The sequence below is a fragment of the Arsenicicoccus piscis genome, from assembly GCF_022568835.1.
Classification (GTDB): domain Bacteria; phylum Actinomycetota; class Actinomycetes; order Actinomycetales; family Dermatophilaceae; genus Arsenicicoccus; species Arsenicicoccus piscis.
Window position 1 is genome coordinate 22,390 of record NZ_JAKZHV010000008.1, and the last position, 18,587, is coordinate 40,976.

Sequence of the window (18,587 nt, forward strand, 5' to 3'; positions counted from 1 at the left end):
CTGCGACACCAGCGATCTTGAGGGCCGCGACGGCTGCGTCGGCCTCGGCCTTCGTGGCGTAGGTGGTCGTGAGCCGGACCCGGTAGCCGATCGTGCCGGCGGGGACGTCGGCAGCCCGCGGCTGGTCTACGGGAGAGACGGTGGCGGGGAAGCCCTTGAGGTGACCAGGGCGGCGAATGTCGTTGCGTCGGAACGGTCCTGGACCGATCGCGGCGGTGCGTCGGGGTCGGGGCTGGTGGACCCGCTGGGGATGCTCAGCTCGACGACCCAGCGCAGCGACGGGTCGGGATGCCGTGTGAGGGTCATGGCGCCAACCCTAGGGACGGCGTCAGGCCTGCGCTCGCCAGATCTGCATCGATGCGGGCGCGGTCAGGTAGCTCGCGCCGGCCGCCATGGTGGCGCCCTCGAGGTCGGGGCGCTCCCACACCGAGTCCCACAGCAGGCGGTACTGCGTCACGGCGCGGATCCGGGGCAGCGTGATCTGGGCGTCGTCGGCGCCGCCGTGGAAGACCACCAGCAGCGACGCGCCGCCGACGACGCGACCGTCGAGGTAGGCCATCAGGGAGTGGTTGTAGGGGTCGTGCCACTGCTCGCCCTCCATCCGCTCGCCGCCGGCGGAGTACCAGGTGAGGTCGCGCATCCCGTCGGCGTAGGGCGGGCGCTTGCCGAAGAAGTGCCGCTGCCGCAGCACCGGGTGGTCGCGCCGGATGCGCACGAGGGCGGCGACGGTGTCGCGCATCGCCTGCTGGTCCTCGTCGAGATCCCAGTCCACCCAGGAGATCTCGTTGTCCTGGCAGTAGGCGTTGTTGTTGCCGCGCTGGCTGCGCCCGATCTCGTCGCCCATGGTGATCATCGGCACGCCGGCGGACACGAGCAGGCTGCCGAGGAGGTTGCGGCGGCTGCGGCGACGGTGCGCCTCGACGGCGTCGTCGGCCGGCCCCTCGACCCCGTGGTTCCACGATCGGTTGTGGTCCATGCCGTCCCGGTTGCCCTCGCCGTTGGCGCCGTTGTGCTTGACGTTGCAGCGGGTGAGGTCGGCGAGGGTGAAGCCGTCGTGGGCGGTGACGAAGTTGATCGACGCGATCGGGCCGCGGTCGCCGAGGGAGAAGGAGTCCTCGGACCCGGCGAGCCGGGTGGCCAGCTCGGAGAGCCGGTGACCGGGCTGGCCGTGGCTCGACGCGGCGAGGTCGATCAGCCAGAAGTTGCGCAGGGTGTCGCGGTAGCGGTCGTTCCACTCGGCGAACGGCGGGGGGAACTGGCCAGTGCGCCAGCCGTTCGAGCCGATGTCCCACGGCTCGGCGATCAGCTTGACCTGCGACAGCACCGGGTCGGAGGTGAGCGCGACGAGGAACGGGTGGTCCGGCGAGTAGCCACCCTCGCCGCGGGCGAGCGCGACGGCGAGGTCGAACCGGAAGCCGTCGACGTGCATCTCCTCGACCCAGTAGCGCAGCGAGTCCAGGACCATCCGCACGGCGGCGTGGTGGCGCAGGTCGACGGTGTTGCCGGTGCCCGTGACGTCGTTGTCCATGGCCCGGGAGTCCAGGCGGTAGTAGGCCGCGGCGTCCAGACCGCGCAGCGACAGCGTCCCGCCGTCGACCGACTGCTCACCGGTGTGGTTGTAGACCACGTCGAGGATCACCTCGATCCCGGCGGCGTGCAGCGCCTTGACCATGGCCTTGAACTCGGCGATCACCCCCTCCGGGTCCGTGGCGGCCGCGTAGGCGGCGTGCGGGGCGAAGAACCCGATCGAGTTGTAGCCCCAGTAGTTGACCAGCCCGCGCTGCACCAGCTGCGGCTCGGAGACGAAGGTGTGGACGGGCAGCAGCTCGACGGCGGTGACGCCCAGCCGGGTCAGCCACTCGATCGCCGCCGGGTGCGCCAGCCCCGCGTAGGTGCCGCGCAGGTGCTCGGGCACGTCGGGCAGCTGCTGGGTGAACCCCTTGACGTGCATCTCGTAGATCACCGACTCGCTCATCGGGGTCTGCGGCGGCGCGTCGTCGCCCCAGTCGAAGCCGTCCTCGACGACGACCGAGCGGGGGACGAACGGCGCGCTGTTGCGGTGGTCGGCGATCATCGGGTCGCCGGTCAGCAGCTCGTCGACGTGGTGGCCGAACACCTCCGGGCGCCACCGCACCTCACCCTCGATCGCCCGCGCGTAGGGGTCGAGCAAGAGCTTGTCCGGGTTGTAGCGGTGACCCTCCCACGGCCGCCACGGGCCGTGGCAGCGGAAGCCGTAGCGCTGCCCGGCCTTGATCCCGGGCACCTCGTCGAACCAGAAGCCGTGCAGCCGCTGGGTGAGCTCTACGCGGCGCTCGGACTCCCCGGTGTGGTCGTCGGCGTCGAACAGGCACAGCTCGACCCGGTCGGCCTTGGCGGCGAAGACGGCGACGTCCGCGCCCTCGTCGGTGAGGGTCACCCCGAGCGGTGGGACGCGGTCTCGGGAGTTCCGGGGTCGGGGTGACATGCGCGCAAGCCTAGGCACTCGTTACGGTGTGGACATGACTGATCCCACGTCTTTGCCCAACTTCATGCCTCCCGCCGCCGAGCAGCACCCCCTGCGCGACGCCGTCGTCGCCGCCCTCCAGGAGGACGGACTGCTCGCCGAGGTCGACGCCGACGGCGACGTCGCCTACAAGGTCCAGGGCCACCAGCTGTTCGCGCGCTGCCTCGAGGGCGAGATCCCGATGATGCGCGTCTTCGGCCAGTGGGCGATCGAGGAGGACCTCGACGTCGACGAGCTGAAGGCCCTGCAAGCCTCCAACGTCATCAACGCCCAGACCCTCTTCGTCAAGACCAGCGTCGCCCAGAACATGCTGTCCTCGGCCGTCGACAACCTGGTCGTCCCGGGCGCGGACCTGAAGACCCTGCTGCCGATGTCGACCAACTTCGTGATCCAGGCCGTCGGTGCGTGGCACCAGATCGTCACCGGTCAGGTGCCCGAGGACGGCTCGGCTCCCGAGGGGTCGCAGCCGCAGGCGTGAACCCGCGTGGTCGCGTGATGCTGGCCACGTGGCACGGCAGGGGTGCCGGACCCCCTGTTACCGGCCGGTAATATGGCGTGGAGCAGCAGCGCCGCGTCACTGATCTCCCCGAGGAAGGCAGCACGAGCATGGACATCGTCGTCTGCGTGAAGCACGTCCCGGACGCCCAGGGCGACCGGACCTTCACCGAGTCCGACAAGACCGTCGACCGCACGAGTGTCGACGGCCTCCTCTCCGAGCTGGACGAGTACGCCGTCGAAGAGGCTCTGAAGATCGCGGAGTCGCACGAGGGCAGCACGGTGACCGTGCTGACCGTCGGGCCCGACCAGGCCGGCGACGCCGTCAAGAAGTCGCTCCAGATGGGCGCCGACAAGGGTGTGCACGTGAGCGACGAGGCCATCCACGGCTCCGACGCGGCCGCGACCTCGCTGGTCCTCGCCGAGGCGATCAAGAAGATCGGCTCGCCCGACCTGGTCCTCACCGGCATGGCGTCCACCGACGGCACGATGGGCCTGGTCCCGGCGATGCTCGCCGAGCGGCTGGGGCTGCCGATGGCGACCTACGCGTCGGAGGTGACGCTCGACGGCTCTACCGTGACGATCCGGCGCGACGGCGACACGGCTACCGAGCGCATCGAGGTGTCCCTGCCGGCCGTGGTGTCGGTGACCGACCAGATCAACGAGCCGCGCTACCCCTCGTTCAAGGGGATCATGGCGGCCAAGAAGAAGCCGGTCGAGACCTGGGCGCTCGCCGACCTCGGCGTCGACGCGGGCCAGGTCGGCCTGGACAACGCCTGGACGACCGTCGAGTCCTTCACCGCGCGCCCGCCGCGCGAGCAGGGCGAGATCGTCAAGGACGAGGGCGAGGGCGGCACCGCGCTCGCCGGGTTCCTCGCCTCCCGCAAGTTCATCTGACGAGCCGACCCACAGACGAAGGAGTCGAACCCCATGGCTGAAGTTCTCGTCCTGCTCGACCACACCGACGGCAAGCTGAAGAAGACGTCCGCCGAGCTGCTCACCCTGGCCAAGCGCCTTGGCGAGCCCTCCGCGGTCTTCGTCGGCAGCGGCGTCGACGTGGCGCTGCCCGTGCTCGCGAAGTACGGCGCCGAGAAGGTCTACGTCGCCGAGCTGCCCGACGCCGCGGACTACCTCGTGGTCCCGACCGTCGAGGTGCTCGCCGCGACCGTCGAGCAGGCCCATCCCGTAGCGGTCCTGCTCACCTCCACGCCCGCCGGCAAGGAGGTCGCCGGTCGCCTCGCGGTCAAGACGGGTGCCGGTGTGCTCACCGACGCCGTCGACGTCGAGGCGGGCGAGGGTGGCAAGCCGCGCACCACGCACTCGGTGTTCGCCGGGTCCTACACGGTCAACGCGACCGGCGCCACCGACACGACGATCGTCACGGTCAAGCCCGGCTCGGTCGCCCCCGCGGCCGTCCAGGGCGCGGCCGAGCAGGTCGCCCTCGACGTGGCGCTCTCCGACCTCGCGCGGTCGGCCAAGATCGTGTCCAGCGAGCCCAAGCAGTCCACCGGCCGCCCCGACCTCACCGCCGCCCAGATCGTGGTCTCCGGCGGTCGTGGCACCGGGGGCGACTTCGGGCCGGTCGAGGCCTTCGCCGACTCGATGAAGGCCGCCGTGGGCGCCTCGCGCGCCGCCGTCGACGCGGGTTGGTACCCGCACACCCTGCAGGTCGGCCAGACCGGCAAGCAGGTGTCGCCGCAGCTCTACGTCGCCTGCGGCATCTCCGGCGCCATCCAGCACCGGGCGGGCATGCAGACCTCCAAGACGATCGTCGCCGTCAACAAGGACGAGGAGGCGCCCATCTTCGAGCTGGTCGACTTCGGCATCGTCGGCGACCTGTTCCAGGTGCTGCCGCAGGCCACGGAGGCCATCGCCAAGCGGTGACCGCCGCCGAGCGCTCGGGCTAGAGTCGAGACATGACTCACTACCCCCTCGACGACTCCCACCCGATCCGGGTGGGAGTCGTCGGTTTCGGGACGAGCGGCGCGGTCTTCCACGCGCCCGTCCTCGCGGCGTCGCCGGACTACGTGTTGGACTCGGTCGTGACGCGGGACCCCGCCCGGCGGGCCGCGCTCGCCGAGCGCTACCCCGGCACCGTCGCGGTCGACTCGATCGACGACCTGCTCGCGCGCGACCTCGACCTCGTCGTCGTAGGGTCGCCGGTCGCGCTGCACGCCGAGCACGCCCGCGCCGCCCTCGAGGCCGGGGTGGCCGTGGTCGTGGACAAGCCGTTCACGGTGCACGCGGCGGATGCCGCCGAGCTGATCGCCACCGCCGAGCGACACGGTGCGCCGCTGACGGTCTTCCAGAACCGCCGGTTCGACGACGACTTCCTCACCGTGCAGCGCGAGATCGCGTCCGGGCGGCTGGGGCGGGTGCGCTCGGTCGAGTCGCGCTTCGAGGTCGACAAGCCGACCATCACGAAGGCGTGGAAGGCGGCGGCGACGCCCGACGAGGGCGGGGGAGTGCTCTACGACCTCGGGTCGCACCTGCTCGACCAGGTGATCCGGCTGAGCGGGCCGGTGTCCTCGCTGGTCGGTGGTGTCAAGACGCTGCGCGAGGGCGGGCGCAGCGACGACGAGGCGACCCTGCTGCTCACGCACGGCGAGGGCCCGGGCGCGGTGGAGTCGAAGGTCGTGGTGAGCACCCTTGCGCCACAGCCGGGTCCGCGCTGGACCGTGACCGGCACCGAGGGCACGCTGACGATCCTGGGGCTGGACGAGCAGGAGGCCCAGCTGGGCGCCGGCGGCTCGCCGGCGGACGAGGGCTACGGGCGGCGCCAGGATCCCGGAGCGGCGACGCTGACCTCTGCCGACGGCTCGCGGACCCCGGTGGAGCTCGAGACCGGTGACTACCCGGAGTTCTACAGCCGGCTGGCGCGGGCCCTGCGCGGCCAGGGCGACCTCCCGGTGGATCCGCACGACTCGCAGCGGGTGGTCGAGATCATCGAGACGGTGCACCGAGGTGCGGCGGCGGCCGGAACGCGTTGAGCCCCGGACGCGTCGGATGGACATGACCAACGAGCTCTCCCGGCGCCCGGACCGGCCTCGGCCTGGCGGGCGGCGTTCTGCGACGGTCGTGCTCGGTGTCACGGCGCTGGTCGCCGGTCTGTTGACCGGCTGCGGCGCGGCCGAGCCGGACTACGCCGGGGTCTGCCTGGACCCCCAGACCGGCAAGCGGGTCGCCGACCAGCAGTGCGACGACGGCACCCAGACCCAGACGCATCGGACCGGCGTCGGCGGGATGTGGTACTTCCTGCCGTTCGGCCGGATCGCGCCGGCCATCGGGCAGAGGGCGACCGGCGGCAGCTTCAGCACCCCGCCGGATGGGCACTCCTACGTCAAGGGCGGGGTCCCCTCGACCGGCGGCACCGTGTCGGCCGCGTCGGTCAAGGGTGGCACCAAGGTCAGCCGGGGCGGCTTCGGCGGCAGTGGCGGCAAGGCCGGCAGCTGATGCGGCGACTGCCTGCCACGCCGCGACCGGGCTGGCGCGAGACCGTGATGAGCCAGGGCCTGATCTTCCCGGAGACCTATGCGCCGGACCGGGATCCGTCGCCCTACTGGTTCGAGGAGGCGTGCTACGAGCTGACGTCTGGCGAGGTCGACTACCTCGAGCAGGTCACCGAGCAGCTGCACCAGATGTGCCTCGAGGCAGCGCGCTTCCTCGCGACGGGTGAGATGGGCACGCTCGGGCTGCCGCCCGGTGCGCTGGAGCTGGCGCGTGAGTCGCTAACGGCCGGCACGCCCAGCATCTACGGCCGGTTCGACCTGCGCTACGACGGGGTCGGGCACGCGAAGCTCCTCGAGTACAACGCCGACACCCCCACCGGTCTGCTGGAATCGTCTGTCGCGCAATGGTTCTGGCTGCAGGACACGAATCCTGATCTGGACCAGTGGAACTCATTGCACGAGCGGCTCGTGCTGGCCTGGCGGTCCAACCGGATGAAGCTGCCGCCGGCGCCCGTCGTCTTCGCCCATCACGCCGACGAGCCGACCGGCGAGGAGCTGATGACCGTCACCTACCTGCGCGACACGGCCGACCAGGCCGGGCTGGCGACCGACTCCATCACGATCGGCGAGATCGGTTGGGACAGTGAGCGATCCTGCTTCGTCGGTCACGGTGACGCGCCCCTGCGAGCCTGCTTCAAGCTCTACCCGTGGGAGCAGATGCTGGCCGAGCCGTTCGGCGCGCACGTCGAGGCCCGGCCGCGAGGTGCGCTGTCCACGACGTGGATCGAGCCGGTGTGGAAGGTGCTGCTGTCCAACAAGGCTCTGCTCGCTGCCCTCTGGCACCTCTACCCGAGTCACGAATGCCTGCTGCCGGCCTATCTCGACGACCCCGGACCGCTGACCGAGTGGGTCGCCAAGCCGCTGCACGGCCGCGAGGGCGACAACATCCGCATCCACGCCGCGGGCATAGAGCACGAGCAGCCGGGCGACTACGGCGCCGAGGGCTGGCTCTACCAGCAGTGGTGCCCGTTGCCCGACTTCCACGGCAACAAGGCGGTCCTCGGGTCGTGGGTCGTCGACGGGCGGGCCGCCGGCGTGGGCATCCGCGAGTCCGACGGGTGGATCACCGACTACGGCGCCAGGTTCGTGCCGCACCGGATCGCCGCCCCGACCCCGAGCGCGGCCGAGTGCTCCGCCTGGCTCGACGACGCGCGACCCGAGGCGGCCGCGCGGGTGCCTGGTGAACCACGGTCCGCTGCACCAACACGCCCAGGAGAGTCCCGATGATGTTGAGCCTGCTCTACGCCGCGGCCTACTCGGTCGTCGGGATCGCTTTGCTGTGTGCGGGATTCGTGGCGATCGACCTGGTGACGACCGGGCGGCTCGGCCACCGGATCTACGAGGAGCGGTCGCTCAACGCGGCCCTGATCGTCGCGGCCGCGTTCCTCGGGCTCGGCGCGATCGTGTTCACCTCGATCTGGACCAACGGCGCGTCGTCGTTCGGCCCGGCGCTCGGCTGGACGGTCGCCTTCGGCCTGCTGGGTGTGGTGCTGCAGGCGCTGTCCTTCGTCGTGCTGGACGCGCTCACACCCGGCCGGCTCAAGGACATTGCCGTGGACAGTCGTTTCCATCCCGGCTCGCTCGTCGCGGCCGCCGCCATGCTGGCCGTGAGCCTGGTCGTGTGCGCGTCGATCGCCTAGGGCGTGATTGACCGCGGTCGTGGTTTCGCGCTCATGCCGAGGAGCGGGTGTCGAGACTGCTGGGGTGGGGCGGGCTAAGGTCGGGCAACGTGACTTCCGCCCCGCGTCCTCGTCTGCCGGGACGACAACATCGGGACGACAACATCGGGTCGATCAGAACCATCGAACGGGCCGGCGGAGTGCTCACCGAGACAGTGCTCGACGACACCGGACTGGCACGGCGCTACTGGATCGCAACGCCCTAATCTGCCGCTGGGGGAGCCTGGTGCAGGCTCGATGATGGTTCATGAACACTTCCCAGCCCAAGACCGTCGCCCACCCTCGGACTCTCCCACCTCCAGTTCGAGGTCGTGCTCCACGCCGCCCGTACCAGCGCGAACATCAACGACTTCGCACTCGTGACCATGCTCGGACTGCTCGGACTACGAATCTTCGAAGCCTGCGGCGCCGACATCCCCGACCCGCCACCCCAACTACATCCTCGCCGCCGACATGGCCTCAGGCACCTGACAGCAAACCAGCGACACGACCTACCTTTTCGTTTACGATATTCGTGCGCGTGAGGACGAAGTCACCGAGGAGCAGATCCAGCAGTGGGCCGACGAGGCCGAGGCCGGCTACGACGTGGACGCGCTCAAGCGACGAGGCCGGGGCCGGCCCGGACGCGGCGCTGAACCGATGCAGGTCGTCGCGGTACGACTGACTGCTGACGAGATCGCCGCACTGGACGCACTGGCAGAGCGTGAGCACCTGACCCGCTCCGAAGCCATCCGCCGAGCGCTAGCCAACTTCGCCGCGTGAACGTCCACCCCAGCGCGCTGCGGCACGGGGTCAGTCCCGATGACGCCGCACACGCGGCCACCTGGGCCCAATGGGTAGAACCCCTCGAAGACGATGACTGGCCACACCGAGAGCTGCGCCTCGGGTTCGACACCCAAGCCCGCCTCCTAGAGACCATCGTCCTGATCTTCTAGAGCGGGAACCAGCTCGTCATCCACGCGGGTCAGTCGTCAGTGGTCTAAGCCGAGCGGGTCAGCTCGTGCTCAACGGCTCTGCGGATCCAGGCTGAGACGGAGCGGTCATCGGCTTCCGCTGCTCGCTTGACGTCCTCGAGCAGGTCGGCCGGGAAGCGCACGGGCACCGGGGTGCTCATCGGGCGCTTCCGACGACGGTCCGGCCCCTGAGGCTCCTGGTTGGCCGGGTCGGCGTAGTACTCGTACTCCTGCTCGGCAGTCATCTCTGCGGCCTTCTTGTCAGCACTCATCGCGACCCCTTCGGTAGGTGGCAGCGAGGCCCGAAGATGCCTCGTATCAGCCGATCGGTCGGCATCTGCTCGGGTCGCCCGAGCGGGATGGGGGCCCAGCAACTTGATCACGTCCGCGTCGCCCGGGAATGACCGCGGTTCTTGATGATCTTGCGCAGCTAGAAGTTCAACTACTCGATGCTGTTGGTGGTGTAGCTGACCTTGTGCAGCGCCGGCCCGAAGGCCAGGGACGGGGTGAACCGGTCCCAGGCGTTCACCCAGGAGGCGACCGCGGCCGGGTACTTCTTGCCGAGGGTGGAGTCGGCGAACGCGGCGGCCGCCGTGAGCCTCATCTGCCGCAGTGCGGTGTAGACGGTCTTGTCTACCTGGTCCTAGACTCGTGCAATGAGTGAGACGACGACGATCCGGGTCAGTCGATCGACGCACGCGCGGGTGTCGCAACTGGCCAGTGCCCGGCACGAGACGATTGATGAGACGGTGCGTGCCGCGCTCCAGGCGCTGCGGCAAGACGCGATGGCCCGCGATCTGTCTCGCGACCTCGACGGGGACGAGTCGGTGTGGCTGAGTGCTGACGCCGGGTGATGTCGTCGAGCTGGACCTCGGCGTTCCTGCGGGCAGCGAGGCCGGGCTATGTCGGCCTGCGGTGGTCGTGACGGCCCGGCGGCTCCTGGCCGGTGGGCCGAACGTGGTCCAGATGGTGCCGCTGACGCGTACGGTCCGCGACAGCAGCCTTGAGGTGCTGGTGGAACCAGACAGGGGGAACGGCCTGGGCGCGCCCTCGGCCGCGCAGTGCCAGCACGTGCGTTCGGTGGCGACATCTCGAATCCTCGGGCGCAGTGGGAACGTCGGCCCGTTGGTGCTCGCGGAGATCCGCGAGATCCTGTCCCTCCTGATGGGACCTCTGAGCCAGGGCGACACGGTGCGGCGGGCGGCTGGTCTCAGCTGCTGGTGTCGGCCCGGTCGTCCGCGGGGTAGAGCGGGTTGTGGCCCGCGGGGACCTGCTCGCCCTCGGCGACGGGGCCGGGGGAGTGCCGTCGCCGAAGGGGCGCCCGCCGAGGGCTTCGCGACCGTGCGGGGTGAGCAGCCCCTCGAGGGCCGGGCCCTTCGGGACGATGCCGGTCGGGTTCACCTCGTGGTGGACGACGTAGTAGTGCTCCTTGATCTGCACGAAGTCGGTGGTGTCGCCGAACCCGGGGGTCTGGAACAGGTCGCGCAGGTAGCCCCACAGGGCCGGCATCTCGGTGATCTTGGCCCGGTTGCACTTGAAGTGCCCGTGGTAGACCGCGTCGAAGCGCACCAGCGTCGGGAACAGCCGGACGTCGGCCTCGGTGATGGTGTCGCCGACGAGGTATCGCTGGTGGGTGAGCCGCTCCTCGAGCCAGTCGAGGGCCGTCCACAGCCGGTCGTAGGCCGCGTCGTAGGACTCCTGGTCCGCCGCGAACCCGCAGCGGTAGACCCCGTTGTTGACCTCGGTGTAGACCCGCTTGTTGACCGTGTCGATCTCCTCGCGCAGCGCCTCCGGGTAGAGGTCGGGCGCACCCTCGCGCTGGTAGTCGCGCCACTCGGAGGAGAAGTCGAGCGTGATCTGCGGGAAGTTGTTGGTGACGACCTCTCCGGTCGGCACGTCGACGATGGCTGGCACGGTGATGCCGCGCGGGTAGTCCGGGACCCGAGCGAAGTAGGCCTGCTGGAGGCGCTCGATGCCGAGCACGGGGTCTACCCCGTCGGGGTCGAGCTCGAAGTTCCACGACCGCTTGTCGTGCGTGGGCGCGGCCAGACCGAGGGAGATCGCACCCTCCAGACCGAGCAGGCGGCGCACGATCACGGTGCGGTGCGCCCACGGGCAGGCACGGGCGGCGACCAGGCGGTAGCGCCCGGGCTCCACCGGCCAGATCAGCTGGCCGACCTTGTCGCCCTCGGGCCCCGCCGACGGCCCACCAGCGGGCGCGTCGCGGACGATCCGGTCGTTGATGTAGGTCGTGTCGCGCTCGAACGCGCCGCTCTTGGGGGCGTTCTGCGCGCGCTCGAACGTCTCGCCGGTGCTCTGGGGGTCGGCCTTGCTGTCGGCCTGGCCGTCGGTCTGGTGCTGCGTCTGGTCCGTCGCCATCGGACCAGTCTCTCCCGCTGGGCGCCCGAGGGCCAGTCCGTGACCACGGCCTAGACTGACCGGGTGAGTGACCAGCTCGTCTATCTGGACCACGCCGCCACCACCTCGGTGTTTCCGCAGGTCATCGAGGCGGTCGCCGAGCAGCGTGCGATCGTCGGCAACCCCTCCAGCCTGCACACCGCCGGTCGCGCTGCGCGTCGCGCCGTCGAGGAGAGCCGCGAGCAGATCGGGTCGCTGGTGGGGGCACGGCCCAGCGAGGTCGTCTTCACCTCCGGCGGCACCGAGGCCGACAACCTCGCCGTGACGGGCACCTACTTCTCCGCGCAGGACGCGTCGGGCGGTCGACGCCGGCGCCTCCTCGTCAGCACGCTGGAGCATCACGCCGTCCTCGAGGCGGCGGAGGCGCTGGAGCGGCGCTCGGGTGCCGAGGTCACCCTGCTGGAGTGCGACGGCGCCGGTCGCGTCGCCCCCGAGACGCTCGCCGCCGCGATCGATGCCGACCCCGAGTCGGTCGCGCTGGCATCGATCATGTGGGCCAACAACGAGATCGGCACGATCCAGCCCGTCGCCGAGCTCGCCGCCGTCGCCGCAGAGCGGGGCGTGCCCCTGCACACCGACGCGGTCCAGGCCGTGGGGCACGTGCCGGTCGACTTCACCGCGTCCGGCGCGACCGCGCTGTCCCTCACGGCGCACAAGCTCGGTGGGCCGGTCGGTGTCGGTGCGTTGCTGCTCAAGCGCGACGCCTCGCTCGTCCCGCTCACCCACGGCGGTGGTCAGGAGCGCGGGGTCCGCAGCGGCACCCTCGACGTCGCGGGCATCCGCGGCCTATCGGTCGCCCTGCAGATCGCCGTAGACACTCTGGACGCCGAGCTCGTGCGTCTCGTCGCGCTGCGCGACCGGCTCATCCGCGGGGCGATGGCGCTCGACCTCGGCATCCGCCCCGGCGGGGACTGGGTCGAGGGGGACGCCACCACCCGACTGCCCGGCAACGCGCACCTGCTGGTGCCGGGATGCGAGGGCGACTCCCTGCTCTACCTGCTCGATGCCGCAGGCATCCAGTGCTCGACCGGCTCGGCGTGCACGGCCGGGGTCCCGCAGCCCTCGCACGTGCTCCTCGCGACCGGGCTGTCCGACACGGAAGCCCGTGGCGCGCTGCGTTTTTCGCTCGGGCACACCACGACCGAGACCGACGTCGACGCGGCCCTCGCGGCGCTGTCCGCCGCCGTGGAGCGGGCCCGCCGTGCCGGGGTCGCGACCGGGAGGTTCTGATGGCCCGCATCGTCGCCGCCATGAGCGGCGGGGTCGACTCGGCGGTCGCCGCCGCCCGCATGCTCGACGCCGGCCACCAGGTCGTCGGCGTGCACCTCGCGCTGTCCCAGTCCGCCGCGACGCTGCGGGAGTCTGCCCGCGGCTGCTGCACGATCGAGGACGCCGGGGACGCGCGGCGCGTGGCCGACCGGCTCGTCATCCCGTTCTACGTGTGGGACATGGCCGAGCGGTTCGCGCACGACGTGGTCGAGGACTTCGTCACCGAGTACTCCGCCGGCCGCACCCCCAACCCCTGCCTGCGCTGCAACGAGAAGATCAAGTTCGCGGCGCTGCTCGACAAGGCCCTGGCGCTTGGGTTCGACGGGGTGGCGACCGGGCACTACGCCCAGGTCGAGATCGGTGCCGACGGGACGCGCTCGCTGCACCGCGCGGTCGACCCGGCCAAGGACCAGAGCTATGTGCTGGGTGTCCTCGACGCCGAGCAGCTGGAGCGGTCGTGGTTCCCGCTCGGTGACTCGACCAAGGACCAGATCCGCGCCGAGGCCGCCGAGCGTGGCTTAGCCGTCGCCAAGAAGCCGGACTCGCACGACATCTGCTTCATCGCCGACGGCGACACCAAGGGCTGGCTGGCCAAGCGCCTCGGCGAGCAACCCGGTGACATCGTCGACACGGCGGGCGAGGTCGTCGGATCCCACTCTGGCGCTTACGCATTCACCGTCGGCCAGCGACGCGGGCTGCGGCTCGGCCGGCCCACCGCAGACGGCGCCCCGCGCTACGTCGTCGAGGTGGACGTGCCCCGCAACACCGTCGTCGTCGGCACCGCCGACCTGCTCGGGATCGACCGGCTCACCGGCACGCACGTGCGCTGGACGGGTCCCGCACCGGTGGGTCGCACGCTGCGCCTCGGGGCCCAGGTGCGTGCCCACGGCAGCGAGATCCCCTGCACCGTCACGGTTCTGGGCGGTGGTGATGGCTTGGGTGTCGACGGTCTGGGTCGTGATGGTGGGGTGGTCGATGGTGAGGCTGTCGATGCAGCCGAGCTGCAGCTCGAGGTAGACCTCGACGAAGCGGTCCGGGGCATCGCCACCGGCCAGTCGGTCGTGCTCTACGACGGCACGCGGGTGGTCGGCTCGGCCACCATCAGCGCGACGGGTCGCCGTGCTCGTGCCGGCGGCGTAGGCCGTGACGCCCAGCGGTCGCAGGCGGCGTCATGACGCGCGCGACGGGCATGGGCTCGTGGCCGGGCACCGATGTCGCACAGGCCGATCGGATCATCCGCGACCTGCTCGGAGACGGCGGTCTGCCCTACGTGCCCGAGCTGCCCGACCGTGGGCCGGGTGCCGACATGATCGGTCGGGCCGCGGGTCTGCTCGTCGACCTGCCGGTCGACCTGCAGCCGATCGGCTGGCGTCTGGTCGATCGTCCCGGGCGAGATGCCCAACGGGCCAGTGCGATTCGCCGACAGGACCTCGATCTGGTGGCCGAGGTCTACGACGGTTATGAAGGCGAGCTGAAGGTGCAGGCGACCGGCCCGTGGACACTCGCCTCCGGGATCTGGCTGCCGCGCGGCGAGCGCGTCATCGTCGACGAGGGCGCCACGCGCGACCTGGTGGAGTCGCTGGCCGAGGGGATCAGGGGCTACGCCGAGGAGGTCGAGCGGCTGGTGCCCGATGCGCAGGTGGTCGTGCAGCTCGACGAGCCGTCGCTGCCGTCGGTGCTGGGCGGGCGGCTGCCGACGGCCTCGGGCTTCGGTCGGATCCGGGCGGTCGACTCGTTCGTCGCGGCCAACGCGCTGAGTGCCACAGTCAAGGCCGTGGGGGAGCGGACCACCGTCATCCACTGCTGCGCCAAGGGGGCGCCGATCCCGTTGCTGCGCACCACCGGTGCGTCCGCGCTCGCCGTCGACACGCAGGTGATCGGGCCCAAGACCTGGGAGTCGGTCGCGGTCACCGTCGAGGACGGCCTGCCGGTGTGGCTCGGGGTGCTGCCCACCACGGGCGAGCCTCCGCGCGTGCAGCGGGTCGTCGACGAGCTGCTCGCTCGCTGGGAGGACCTCGGCGTCGATCCGCACCTGCTGGACGGGCTCGTCGTGTCACCCGCGTGCGGCCTGGCCGGCCAGACCTGGGCCGGAGCCGTCGAGACCCACCGGCGGATCGTGGAGGTCGCCACCGAGCTCGCGACCCGCACCGCCGCCTGACTCGTTCCGCCCGACCCGTCCCGCCTGAGCCGTTCTACGGTGGAGCCATGCGCACCATCGCAGGAGACCTCACCAAGGACACCACCCTCTGCCTGTCCCTGTCGGGGCGCCCCGGCAACACGGGCACCCGCTTCCACAACTATCTCTACGATGCGCTCGGGCTGGACTACGTCTACAAGGCGTTCACGACCACCGACATCGTCGCGGCCATAGCGGGGGTGCGCGGTCTCGGGATCCGGGGTGCCGCGATCTCGATGCCCTGGAAGGAAGACGTCATCCCGCTCGTCGACGAGCTGGACCCGTCCGCCGAGGCCATCGAGTCGGTCAACACCATCGTCAACACCGACGGCCGGCTGGTGGCCTACAACACGGACTACATCGCGATCGCAACCCTGTTGCGGGACAACGAGATCGACCGTTCGTCATCGGTCGCCGTGCTCGGCTCGGGTGGCATGGCCAAGGCCACCGTGGCGGCGCTGCGCGACGGTGGCTACGCGGACGTCACCGTCGTGGCGCGCAACGCGAGCAGCGGTGGGGCGCTGGCGGAGCGCTACGGGTTCGACCGGGTCGCCGAGCTGGGCGACGCCCGCCCCCAGGTGGTGATCAACTGCACGCCCGTCGGCATGGCCGGCGGGCCCCAGGCCGACGCCCTGCCGGTGGCCGACGAGGTCGTGACGGCGGCCGACGTGGTCTTCGACGTCGTGCCGATGCCCGAGATCACGCCGCTGCTGGCCCGCGCGGCCGAGCTCGGCAAGGTCACGATCACCGGCGCGTCGGTGATGAGCCTGCAGGCCCTGGAGCAGTTCGTGCTCTACACCGGCGTCCGCCCGAGCCCCGAGCTGGCCGCCGAGGCCACCGCCTACTCGCGCGCCTGACCTGCCCGGGGGGTCGAGACGGCAGCTGGTCGCCGTGTCGGCGAGGCGTGGCGACCGGACGAGCCTCTCCGGGCTGGCAGGATGCCCGGATGGAGCTGCGCGAGTGGTCGGACCGGATCGAGTACGTCTCGGCGGGCTACGCCGACCACTACGGCGTGGACCGGACGCCCGAGTGGACGCTGCTGAAGCTGACCGAGGAGGTGGGCGAGCTGGCGCAGGCCTGGCTGTCGGCCACCGGCCAGGGCCGAGACCGGGGCGCGTCGCCCGAGGAGCTGCAGCAGGCTCTACCGGGAGAGGTCGCCGACGTGCTGGCGATGACGCTGGTCTTCGCGCAGCGTGCGGGCGTCGACGTGGAGCAGGCCCTGACGGACAAGTGGCTGCACTACGAGGCCTTCCACCAGGAGCGCGGATTCACCACGGATCGGTAGGCCGCGCGGCCGATGCGCGGGGTGTGTCAGACCCGTCTGGCACGATGCTCACATGGCGAGGAGCACGTCCCCGGCACGCGGGGTCAAGGACAACGACGGGGACATCCCCGACACGGACATCGAGGTCGAGGACGCCTCGGTGCCGGCCCGCCGCGAGTGGACCGAGGCGGCGCAGCGGGTGGTCGAGGCGCAGGAGGCCTACTACGGCCGGGACGCCCCGACGCTGTCCGACGCCGACTACGACCAGCTGATGCGGCGGCTGCAGGAGCTGGAGGAGCAGTTCCCCGACCTGCGCACGCCCGACAGCCCGACCCAGCGCGTCGGCGCGGCCCGCATCACCGAGTTCACGCCGGTCGAGCACCGCGCGCGGCTGCTCAGCCTCGACAACGTCTTCACCGCCGGCGAGCTCGACGAGTGGATGGCTCGGGTGCAGCGCGACCTCGACGGCGGCACGCCGCACCTGCTGTGCGAGCTCAAGATCGACGGGCTCGCGGTCAACCTGACCTACGAGCAGGGCCGGCTGACCCGGGCGGCCACGCGCGGCGACGGGCGCGTGGGCGAGGACGTCACGCACAACGTGCGCACCATCGAGGGCATCCCGCACCGCCTCGCCGGCGACGACGTGCCCGAGCTGGTCGAGATCCGCGGTGAGGTCTTCTTCCCGATCGAGGCGTTTGCCGACCTCAACGCGTCGCTGGTCGAGGCGGGCAAGGCGCCCTTCGCCAACCCGCGCAACGCGGCCGCCGGCTCGCTGCGCCAGAAGGATCCGGCCGTCACCGCCACCCGGCCGCTGAGCATGCTCGTGCACGGCATCGGCGCTCGGCGCGGCTTCGACATCGCGACCCAGAGCGAGGGCTACGAGCGGCTGCACGCGTGGGGGATGCCCACGTCCACGCACTACCAGGTCGTGGACCGTCCCGAGGCAGTGCAGGAGTTCGTCACCTACTACGGCGAGCACCGGCACAGCGTCGAGCACGAGATCGACGGCATCGTCGTCAAGGTCGACGAGATCGCGCTGCAAGGTCGGCTCGGGTCGACGTCTCGGGCGCCGCGCTGGGCGATCGCCTACAAGTACCCGCCCGAGGAGGTCAACACCACGCTCCTCGACATCCGGGTCAACGTCGGCCGCACCGGTCGGGTCACGCCCTACGGCGTGATGGAGCCGGTCAAGGTAGCCGGCTCGACCGTCGAGATGGCCACGCTGCACAACGCCTTCGAGGTCAAGCGCAAGGGTGTGCTGATCGGCGACACCGTCGTGCTGCGCAAGGCCGGTGACGTGATCCCTGAGATCCTCGGCCCGGTCGTCGACCTGCGTGACGGCACCGAGCGGGAGTTCGTCATGCCGACCCACTGCCCGGCGTGCGGCACCGAGCTCGCCTACGAGAAGGAGGGGGACAAGGACCTGCGCTGCCCCAACGCGCGCACCTGTCCCTCCCAGCTGCGCGAGCGCCTCTTCGCGCTCGCCGGTCGTGGGGCGTTCGACATCGAGGCGCTCGGGTGGGAGGGCGCCATCGCCCTGCTCGACTCGGGTGTCCTGCAGGACGAGTCGACCCTGTTCGGACTGACGGCCGAGGACGTGGCCCGCGTGCCGCTCTACACCCGGGCGGCGAGCCGCAAGGACGAGGTCGAGGGGCGCGTGCTGTCGGCCAACGGCCGCAAGCTGCTCGACAACCTCGACAAGGCCAAGGACCAGCCGCTGTGGCGGGTGCTCGTGGCTCTGTCGATCCGACACGTCGGGCCGACGGCGGCCCGGGGCCTCGCCACCCACTTCCGCTCGCTCGCGGCGATCGAGGACGCCACCGAGGAGCAGCTCGCCGCCACCGAGGGAGTGGGGCCGGTGATCGCCGCGTCGATCCGGGCGTGGTTCGACGGCGAGGGCTCGGACTGGCACCGCGCCATCGTCGACCGCTGGCGGGCCGACGGCGTGCGCATGGAGGACGAGACCGACTCCTCGATCGAGCGCACCCTCGAGGGGCTCACCGTGGTGGTCACCGGCTCCCTCGAGGGCTTCACCCGCGACTCGGCCAAGGAGGCCATCCTGGTGCGCGGCGGCAAGGCGTCGGGGTCGGTGTCGAAGAAGACCGACTTCGTCGTGGTCGGTGACAACGCCGGCAGCAAGGCCGACAAGGCCGTGGAGCTCGGCCGTCCCGTGCTCGACGAGGCCGGCTTCGTGCGCCTGCTCGAGGGCGGTGCTGCGGCGGTGACTCCGGCTGACGACTCCGACCAGGCCGCGGACGGTGACGGCGCCGAGGGCGGCGAGGGCGCCGAGGGCGTCGACGAGTGACCGCGGGAGCCGCCGA

17 protein-coding genes and 3 pseudogenes are annotated in these 18,587 nt (G+C 71.1%); 16 read left to right on the forward strand and 4 right to left on the reverse strand.

All coding sequences use genetic code 11. From position 1 onward, the window contains the following. Nucleotides 1-328: 328 nt before the first annotated feature. Nucleotides 329-2,464, reverse strand: coding sequence for a glycogen debranching protein GlgX (glgX, locus tag MM440_RS13520; protein WP_241444896.1), 2,136 nt, complete (start codon nucleotides 2,462-2,464; stop codon nucleotides 329-331). Between the two features lie 34 nt (nucleotides 2,465-2,498). On the opposite strand from glgX, the gene MM440_RS13525 reads away from it, so the two are divergent. From MM440_RS13525 to MM440_RS13560, 8 genes are all read left to right on the forward strand, one after another. After that, nucleotides 2,499-2,981 (forward strand): hypothetical protein, encoded by a 483-nt coding sequence (locus MM440_RS13525; protein WP_241444897.1) that lies wholly within the window; start codon nucleotides 2,499-2,501, stop codon nucleotides 2,979-2,981. A 128-nt stretch (nucleotides 2,982-3,109) separates the two neighbouring features. Next, entirely contained in the window at nucleotides 3,110-3,895 is a 786-nt protein-coding gene (locus tag MM440_RS13530) for an electron transfer flavoprotein subunit beta/FixA family protein (RefSeq protein ID WP_241444898.1), read from the forward strand. A 33-nt stretch (nucleotides 3,896-3,928) separates the two neighbouring features. Beyond that, nucleotides 3,929-4,882 (forward strand): electron transfer flavoprotein subunit alpha/FixB family protein, encoded by a 954-nt coding sequence (locus MM440_RS13535; protein ID WP_241444899.1) that lies wholly within the window; start codon nucleotides 3,929-3,931, stop codon nucleotides 4,880-4,882. A 32-nt stretch (nucleotides 4,883-4,914) separates the two neighbouring features. Beyond that, nucleotides 4,915-5,988, forward strand: coding sequence for a Gfo/Idh/MocA family oxidoreductase (locus MM440_RS13540; protein ID WP_241444900.1), 1,074 nt, complete (start codon nucleotides 4,915-4,917; stop codon nucleotides 5,986-5,988). 22 nt (nucleotides 5,989-6,010) lie between these two features. Further along, on the forward strand, nucleotides 6,011-6,451 hold the full coding sequence (locus MM440_RS13545) for a tRNA-dihydrouridine synthase (protein ID WP_241444901.1): 441 nt from the start codon (nucleotides 6,011-6,013) through the stop codon (nucleotides 6,449-6,451). Further along, nucleotides 6,451-7,734: a glutathionylspermidine synthase family protein gene (locus MM440_RS13550; RefSeq protein WP_241444902.1), complete on the forward strand. Its 1,284-nt coding sequence runs from the start codon at nucleotides 6,451-6,453 to the stop codon at nucleotides 7,732-7,734. Before MM440_RS13545 ends, MM440_RS13550 begins: the two co-directional genes overlap by 1 nt. After that, the gene (locus tag MM440_RS13555) at nucleotides 7,731-8,147 is read left to right on the forward strand and encodes a DUF350 domain-containing protein (RefSeq protein ID WP_241444903.1); all 417 of its coding nucleotides are present in this window, start codon (nucleotides 7,731-7,733) and stop codon (nucleotides 8,145-8,147) included. The genes MM440_RS13550 and MM440_RS13555 overlap by 4 nt, the downstream gene beginning before the upstream one ends. A 549-nt stretch (nucleotides 8,148-8,696) precedes the next feature. Beyond that, a complete protein-coding gene (locus MM440_RS13560; protein ID WP_241445069.1) occupies nucleotides 8,697-8,948 on the forward strand; it encodes a ribbon-helix-helix domain-containing protein in 252 nt (83 codons plus the stop codon). Between the two features lie 217 nt (nucleotides 8,949-9,165). Here MM440_RS13560 and MM440_RS13570 read toward each other — a convergent pair whose 3' ends face one another. Together MM440_RS13570 and MM440_RS17650 are read right to left on the reverse strand one after the other, a co-directional pair. Next, entirely contained in the window at nucleotides 9,166-9,411 is a 246-nt protein-coding gene (locus MM440_RS13570; protein ID WP_241445070.1) for a YlcI/YnfO family protein, read from the reverse strand. A 173-nt stretch (nucleotides 9,412-9,584) separates the two neighbouring features. Continuing rightward, nucleotides 9,585-9,722 (reverse strand): annotated as a pseudogene (locus MM440_RS17650) (IS256 family transposase); the annotation flags it as partial. A gap of 73 nt (nucleotides 9,723-9,795) precedes the next feature. Here MM440_RS17650 and MM440_RS13580 point away from each other — a divergent pair. Beyond that, nucleotides 9,796-9,993, forward strand: a complete 198-nt coding sequence (locus MM440_RS13580) for a hypothetical protein (protein ID WP_241444904.1) — start codon at nucleotides 9,796-9,798, stop codon at nucleotides 9,991-9,993. Next, nucleotides 9,977-10,240: pseudogene (locus MM440_RS13585) on the forward strand (type II toxin-antitoxin system PemK/MazF family toxin); the annotation flags it as partial. The gene MM440_RS13580 and the pseudogene MM440_RS13585, both read left to right, overlap by 17 nt. 109 nt (nucleotides 10,241-10,349) lie before the next feature. Here the strand turns inward: MM440_RS13585 and MM440_RS13590 are convergent. Continuing rightward, nucleotides 10,350-11,518, reverse strand: a pseudogene (locus MM440_RS13590) (glutathione S-transferase family protein). A gap of 63 nt (nucleotides 11,519-11,581) precedes the next feature. On the opposite strand from MM440_RS13590, the gene MM440_RS13595 reads away from it, so the two are divergent. From MM440_RS13595 to ligA, 6 genes are all read left to right on the forward strand, one after another. After that, a complete protein-coding gene (locus MM440_RS13595) occupies nucleotides 11,582-12,787 on the forward strand; it encodes a cysteine desulfurase family protein (RefSeq protein WP_241444905.1) in 1,206 nt (401 codons plus the stop codon). After that, complete coding sequence (gene mnmA, locus MM440_RS13600) at nucleotides 12,787-14,001, forward strand: tRNA 2-thiouridine(34) synthase MnmA (protein ID WP_241444907.1); 1,215 nt, start codon at nucleotides 12,787-12,789, stop codon at nucleotides 13,999-14,001. The genes MM440_RS13595 and mnmA overlap by 1 nt, the downstream gene beginning before the upstream one ends. Next, nucleotides 13,998-14,984 (forward strand): uroporphyrinogen decarboxylase/cobalamine-independent methonine synthase family protein, encoded by a 987-nt coding sequence (locus MM440_RS13605; protein WP_241444909.1) that lies wholly within the window; start codon nucleotides 13,998-14,000, stop codon nucleotides 14,982-14,984. Before mnmA ends, MM440_RS13605 begins: the two co-directional genes overlap by 4 nt. A 47-nt stretch (nucleotides 14,985-15,031) precedes the next feature. Beyond that, the gene (locus tag MM440_RS13610) at nucleotides 15,032-15,859 is read left to right on the forward strand and encodes a shikimate 5-dehydrogenase (RefSeq protein WP_241444911.1); all 828 of its coding nucleotides are present in this window, start codon (nucleotides 15,032-15,034) and stop codon (nucleotides 15,857-15,859) included. 89 nt (nucleotides 15,860-15,948) lie between these two features. Further along, nucleotides 15,949-16,287 carry a MazG nucleotide pyrophosphohydrolase domain-containing protein gene (locus MM440_RS13615; RefSeq protein WP_241444912.1) on the forward strand — a complete coding sequence of 113 codons (339 nt, stop codon included), beginning with the start codon at nucleotides 15,949-15,951 and terminating at the stop codon, nucleotides 16,285-16,287. A gap of 52 nt (nucleotides 16,288-16,339) precedes the next feature. After that, on the forward strand, nucleotides 16,340-18,571 hold the full coding sequence (ligA, locus tag MM440_RS13620; RefSeq protein ID WP_241444913.1) for an NAD-dependent DNA ligase LigA: 2,232 nt from the start codon (nucleotides 16,340-16,342) through the stop codon (nucleotides 18,569-18,571). Nucleotides 18,572-18,587: the final 16 nt, after the last annotated feature.

What these genes read in the sequence shown, in the direction of transcription:
- glgX (WP_241444896.1), bottom strand. Translation starts at nt 2,464, where the DNA reads ATGTCACCCCGACCCCGGAACTCCCGAGACCGCGTCCCACCGCTCGGG.
- MM440_RS13525 (WP_241444897.1), top strand. Translation starts at nt 2,499, where the DNA reads ATGACTGATCCCACGTCTTTGCCCAACTTCATGCCTCCCGCCGCCGAG.
- MM440_RS13530 (WP_241444898.1), top strand. Translation starts at nt 3,110, where the DNA reads ATGGACATCGTCGTCTGCGTGAAGCACGTCCCGGACGCCCAGGGCGAC.
- MM440_RS13535 (WP_241444899.1), top strand. Translation starts at nt 3,929, where the DNA reads ATGGCTGAAGTTCTCGTCCTGCTCGACCACACCGACGGCAAGCTGAAG.
- MM440_RS13540 (WP_241444900.1), top strand. Translation starts at nt 4,915, where the DNA reads ATGACTCACTACCCCCTCGACGACTCCCACCCGATCCGGGTGGGAGTC.
- MM440_RS13545 (WP_241444901.1), top strand. Translation starts at nt 6,011, where the DNA reads ATGACCAACGAGCTCTCCCGGCGCCCGGACCGGCCTCGGCCTGGCGGG.
- MM440_RS13550 (WP_241444902.1), top strand. Translation starts at nt 6,451, where the DNA reads ATGCGGCGACTGCCTGCCACGCCGCGACCGGGCTGGCGCGAGACCGTG.
- MM440_RS13555 (WP_241444903.1), top strand. Translation starts at nt 7,731, where the DNA reads ATGATGTTGAGCCTGCTCTACGCCGCGGCCTACTCGGTCGTCGGGATC.
- MM440_RS13570 (WP_241445070.1), bottom strand. Translation starts at nt 9,411, where the DNA reads ATGAGTGCTGACAAGAAGGCCGCAGAGATGACTGCCGAGCAGGAGTAC.
- MM440_RS13580 (WP_241444904.1), top strand. Translation starts at nt 9,796, where the DNA reads ATGAGTGAGACGACGACGATCCGGGTCAGTCGATCGACGCACGCGCGG.
- mnmA (WP_241444907.1), top strand. Translation starts at nt 12,787, where the DNA reads ATGGCCCGCATCGTCGCCGCCATGAGCGGCGGGGTCGACTCGGCGGTC.
- MM440_RS13605 (WP_241444909.1), top strand. Translation starts at nt 13,998, where the DNA reads ATGACGCGCGCGACGGGCATGGGCTCGTGGCCGGGCACCGATGTCGCA.
- MM440_RS13610 (WP_241444911.1), top strand. Translation starts at nt 15,032, where the DNA reads ATGCGCACCATCGCAGGAGACCTCACCAAGGACACCACCCTCTGCCTG.
- MM440_RS13615 (WP_241444912.1), top strand. Translation starts at nt 15,949, where the DNA reads ATGGAGCTGCGCGAGTGGTCGGACCGGATCGAGTACGTCTCGGCGGGC.
- ligA (WP_241444913.1), top strand. Translation starts at nt 16,340, where the DNA reads ATGGCGAGGAGCACGTCCCCGGCACGCGGGGTCAAGGACAACGACGGG.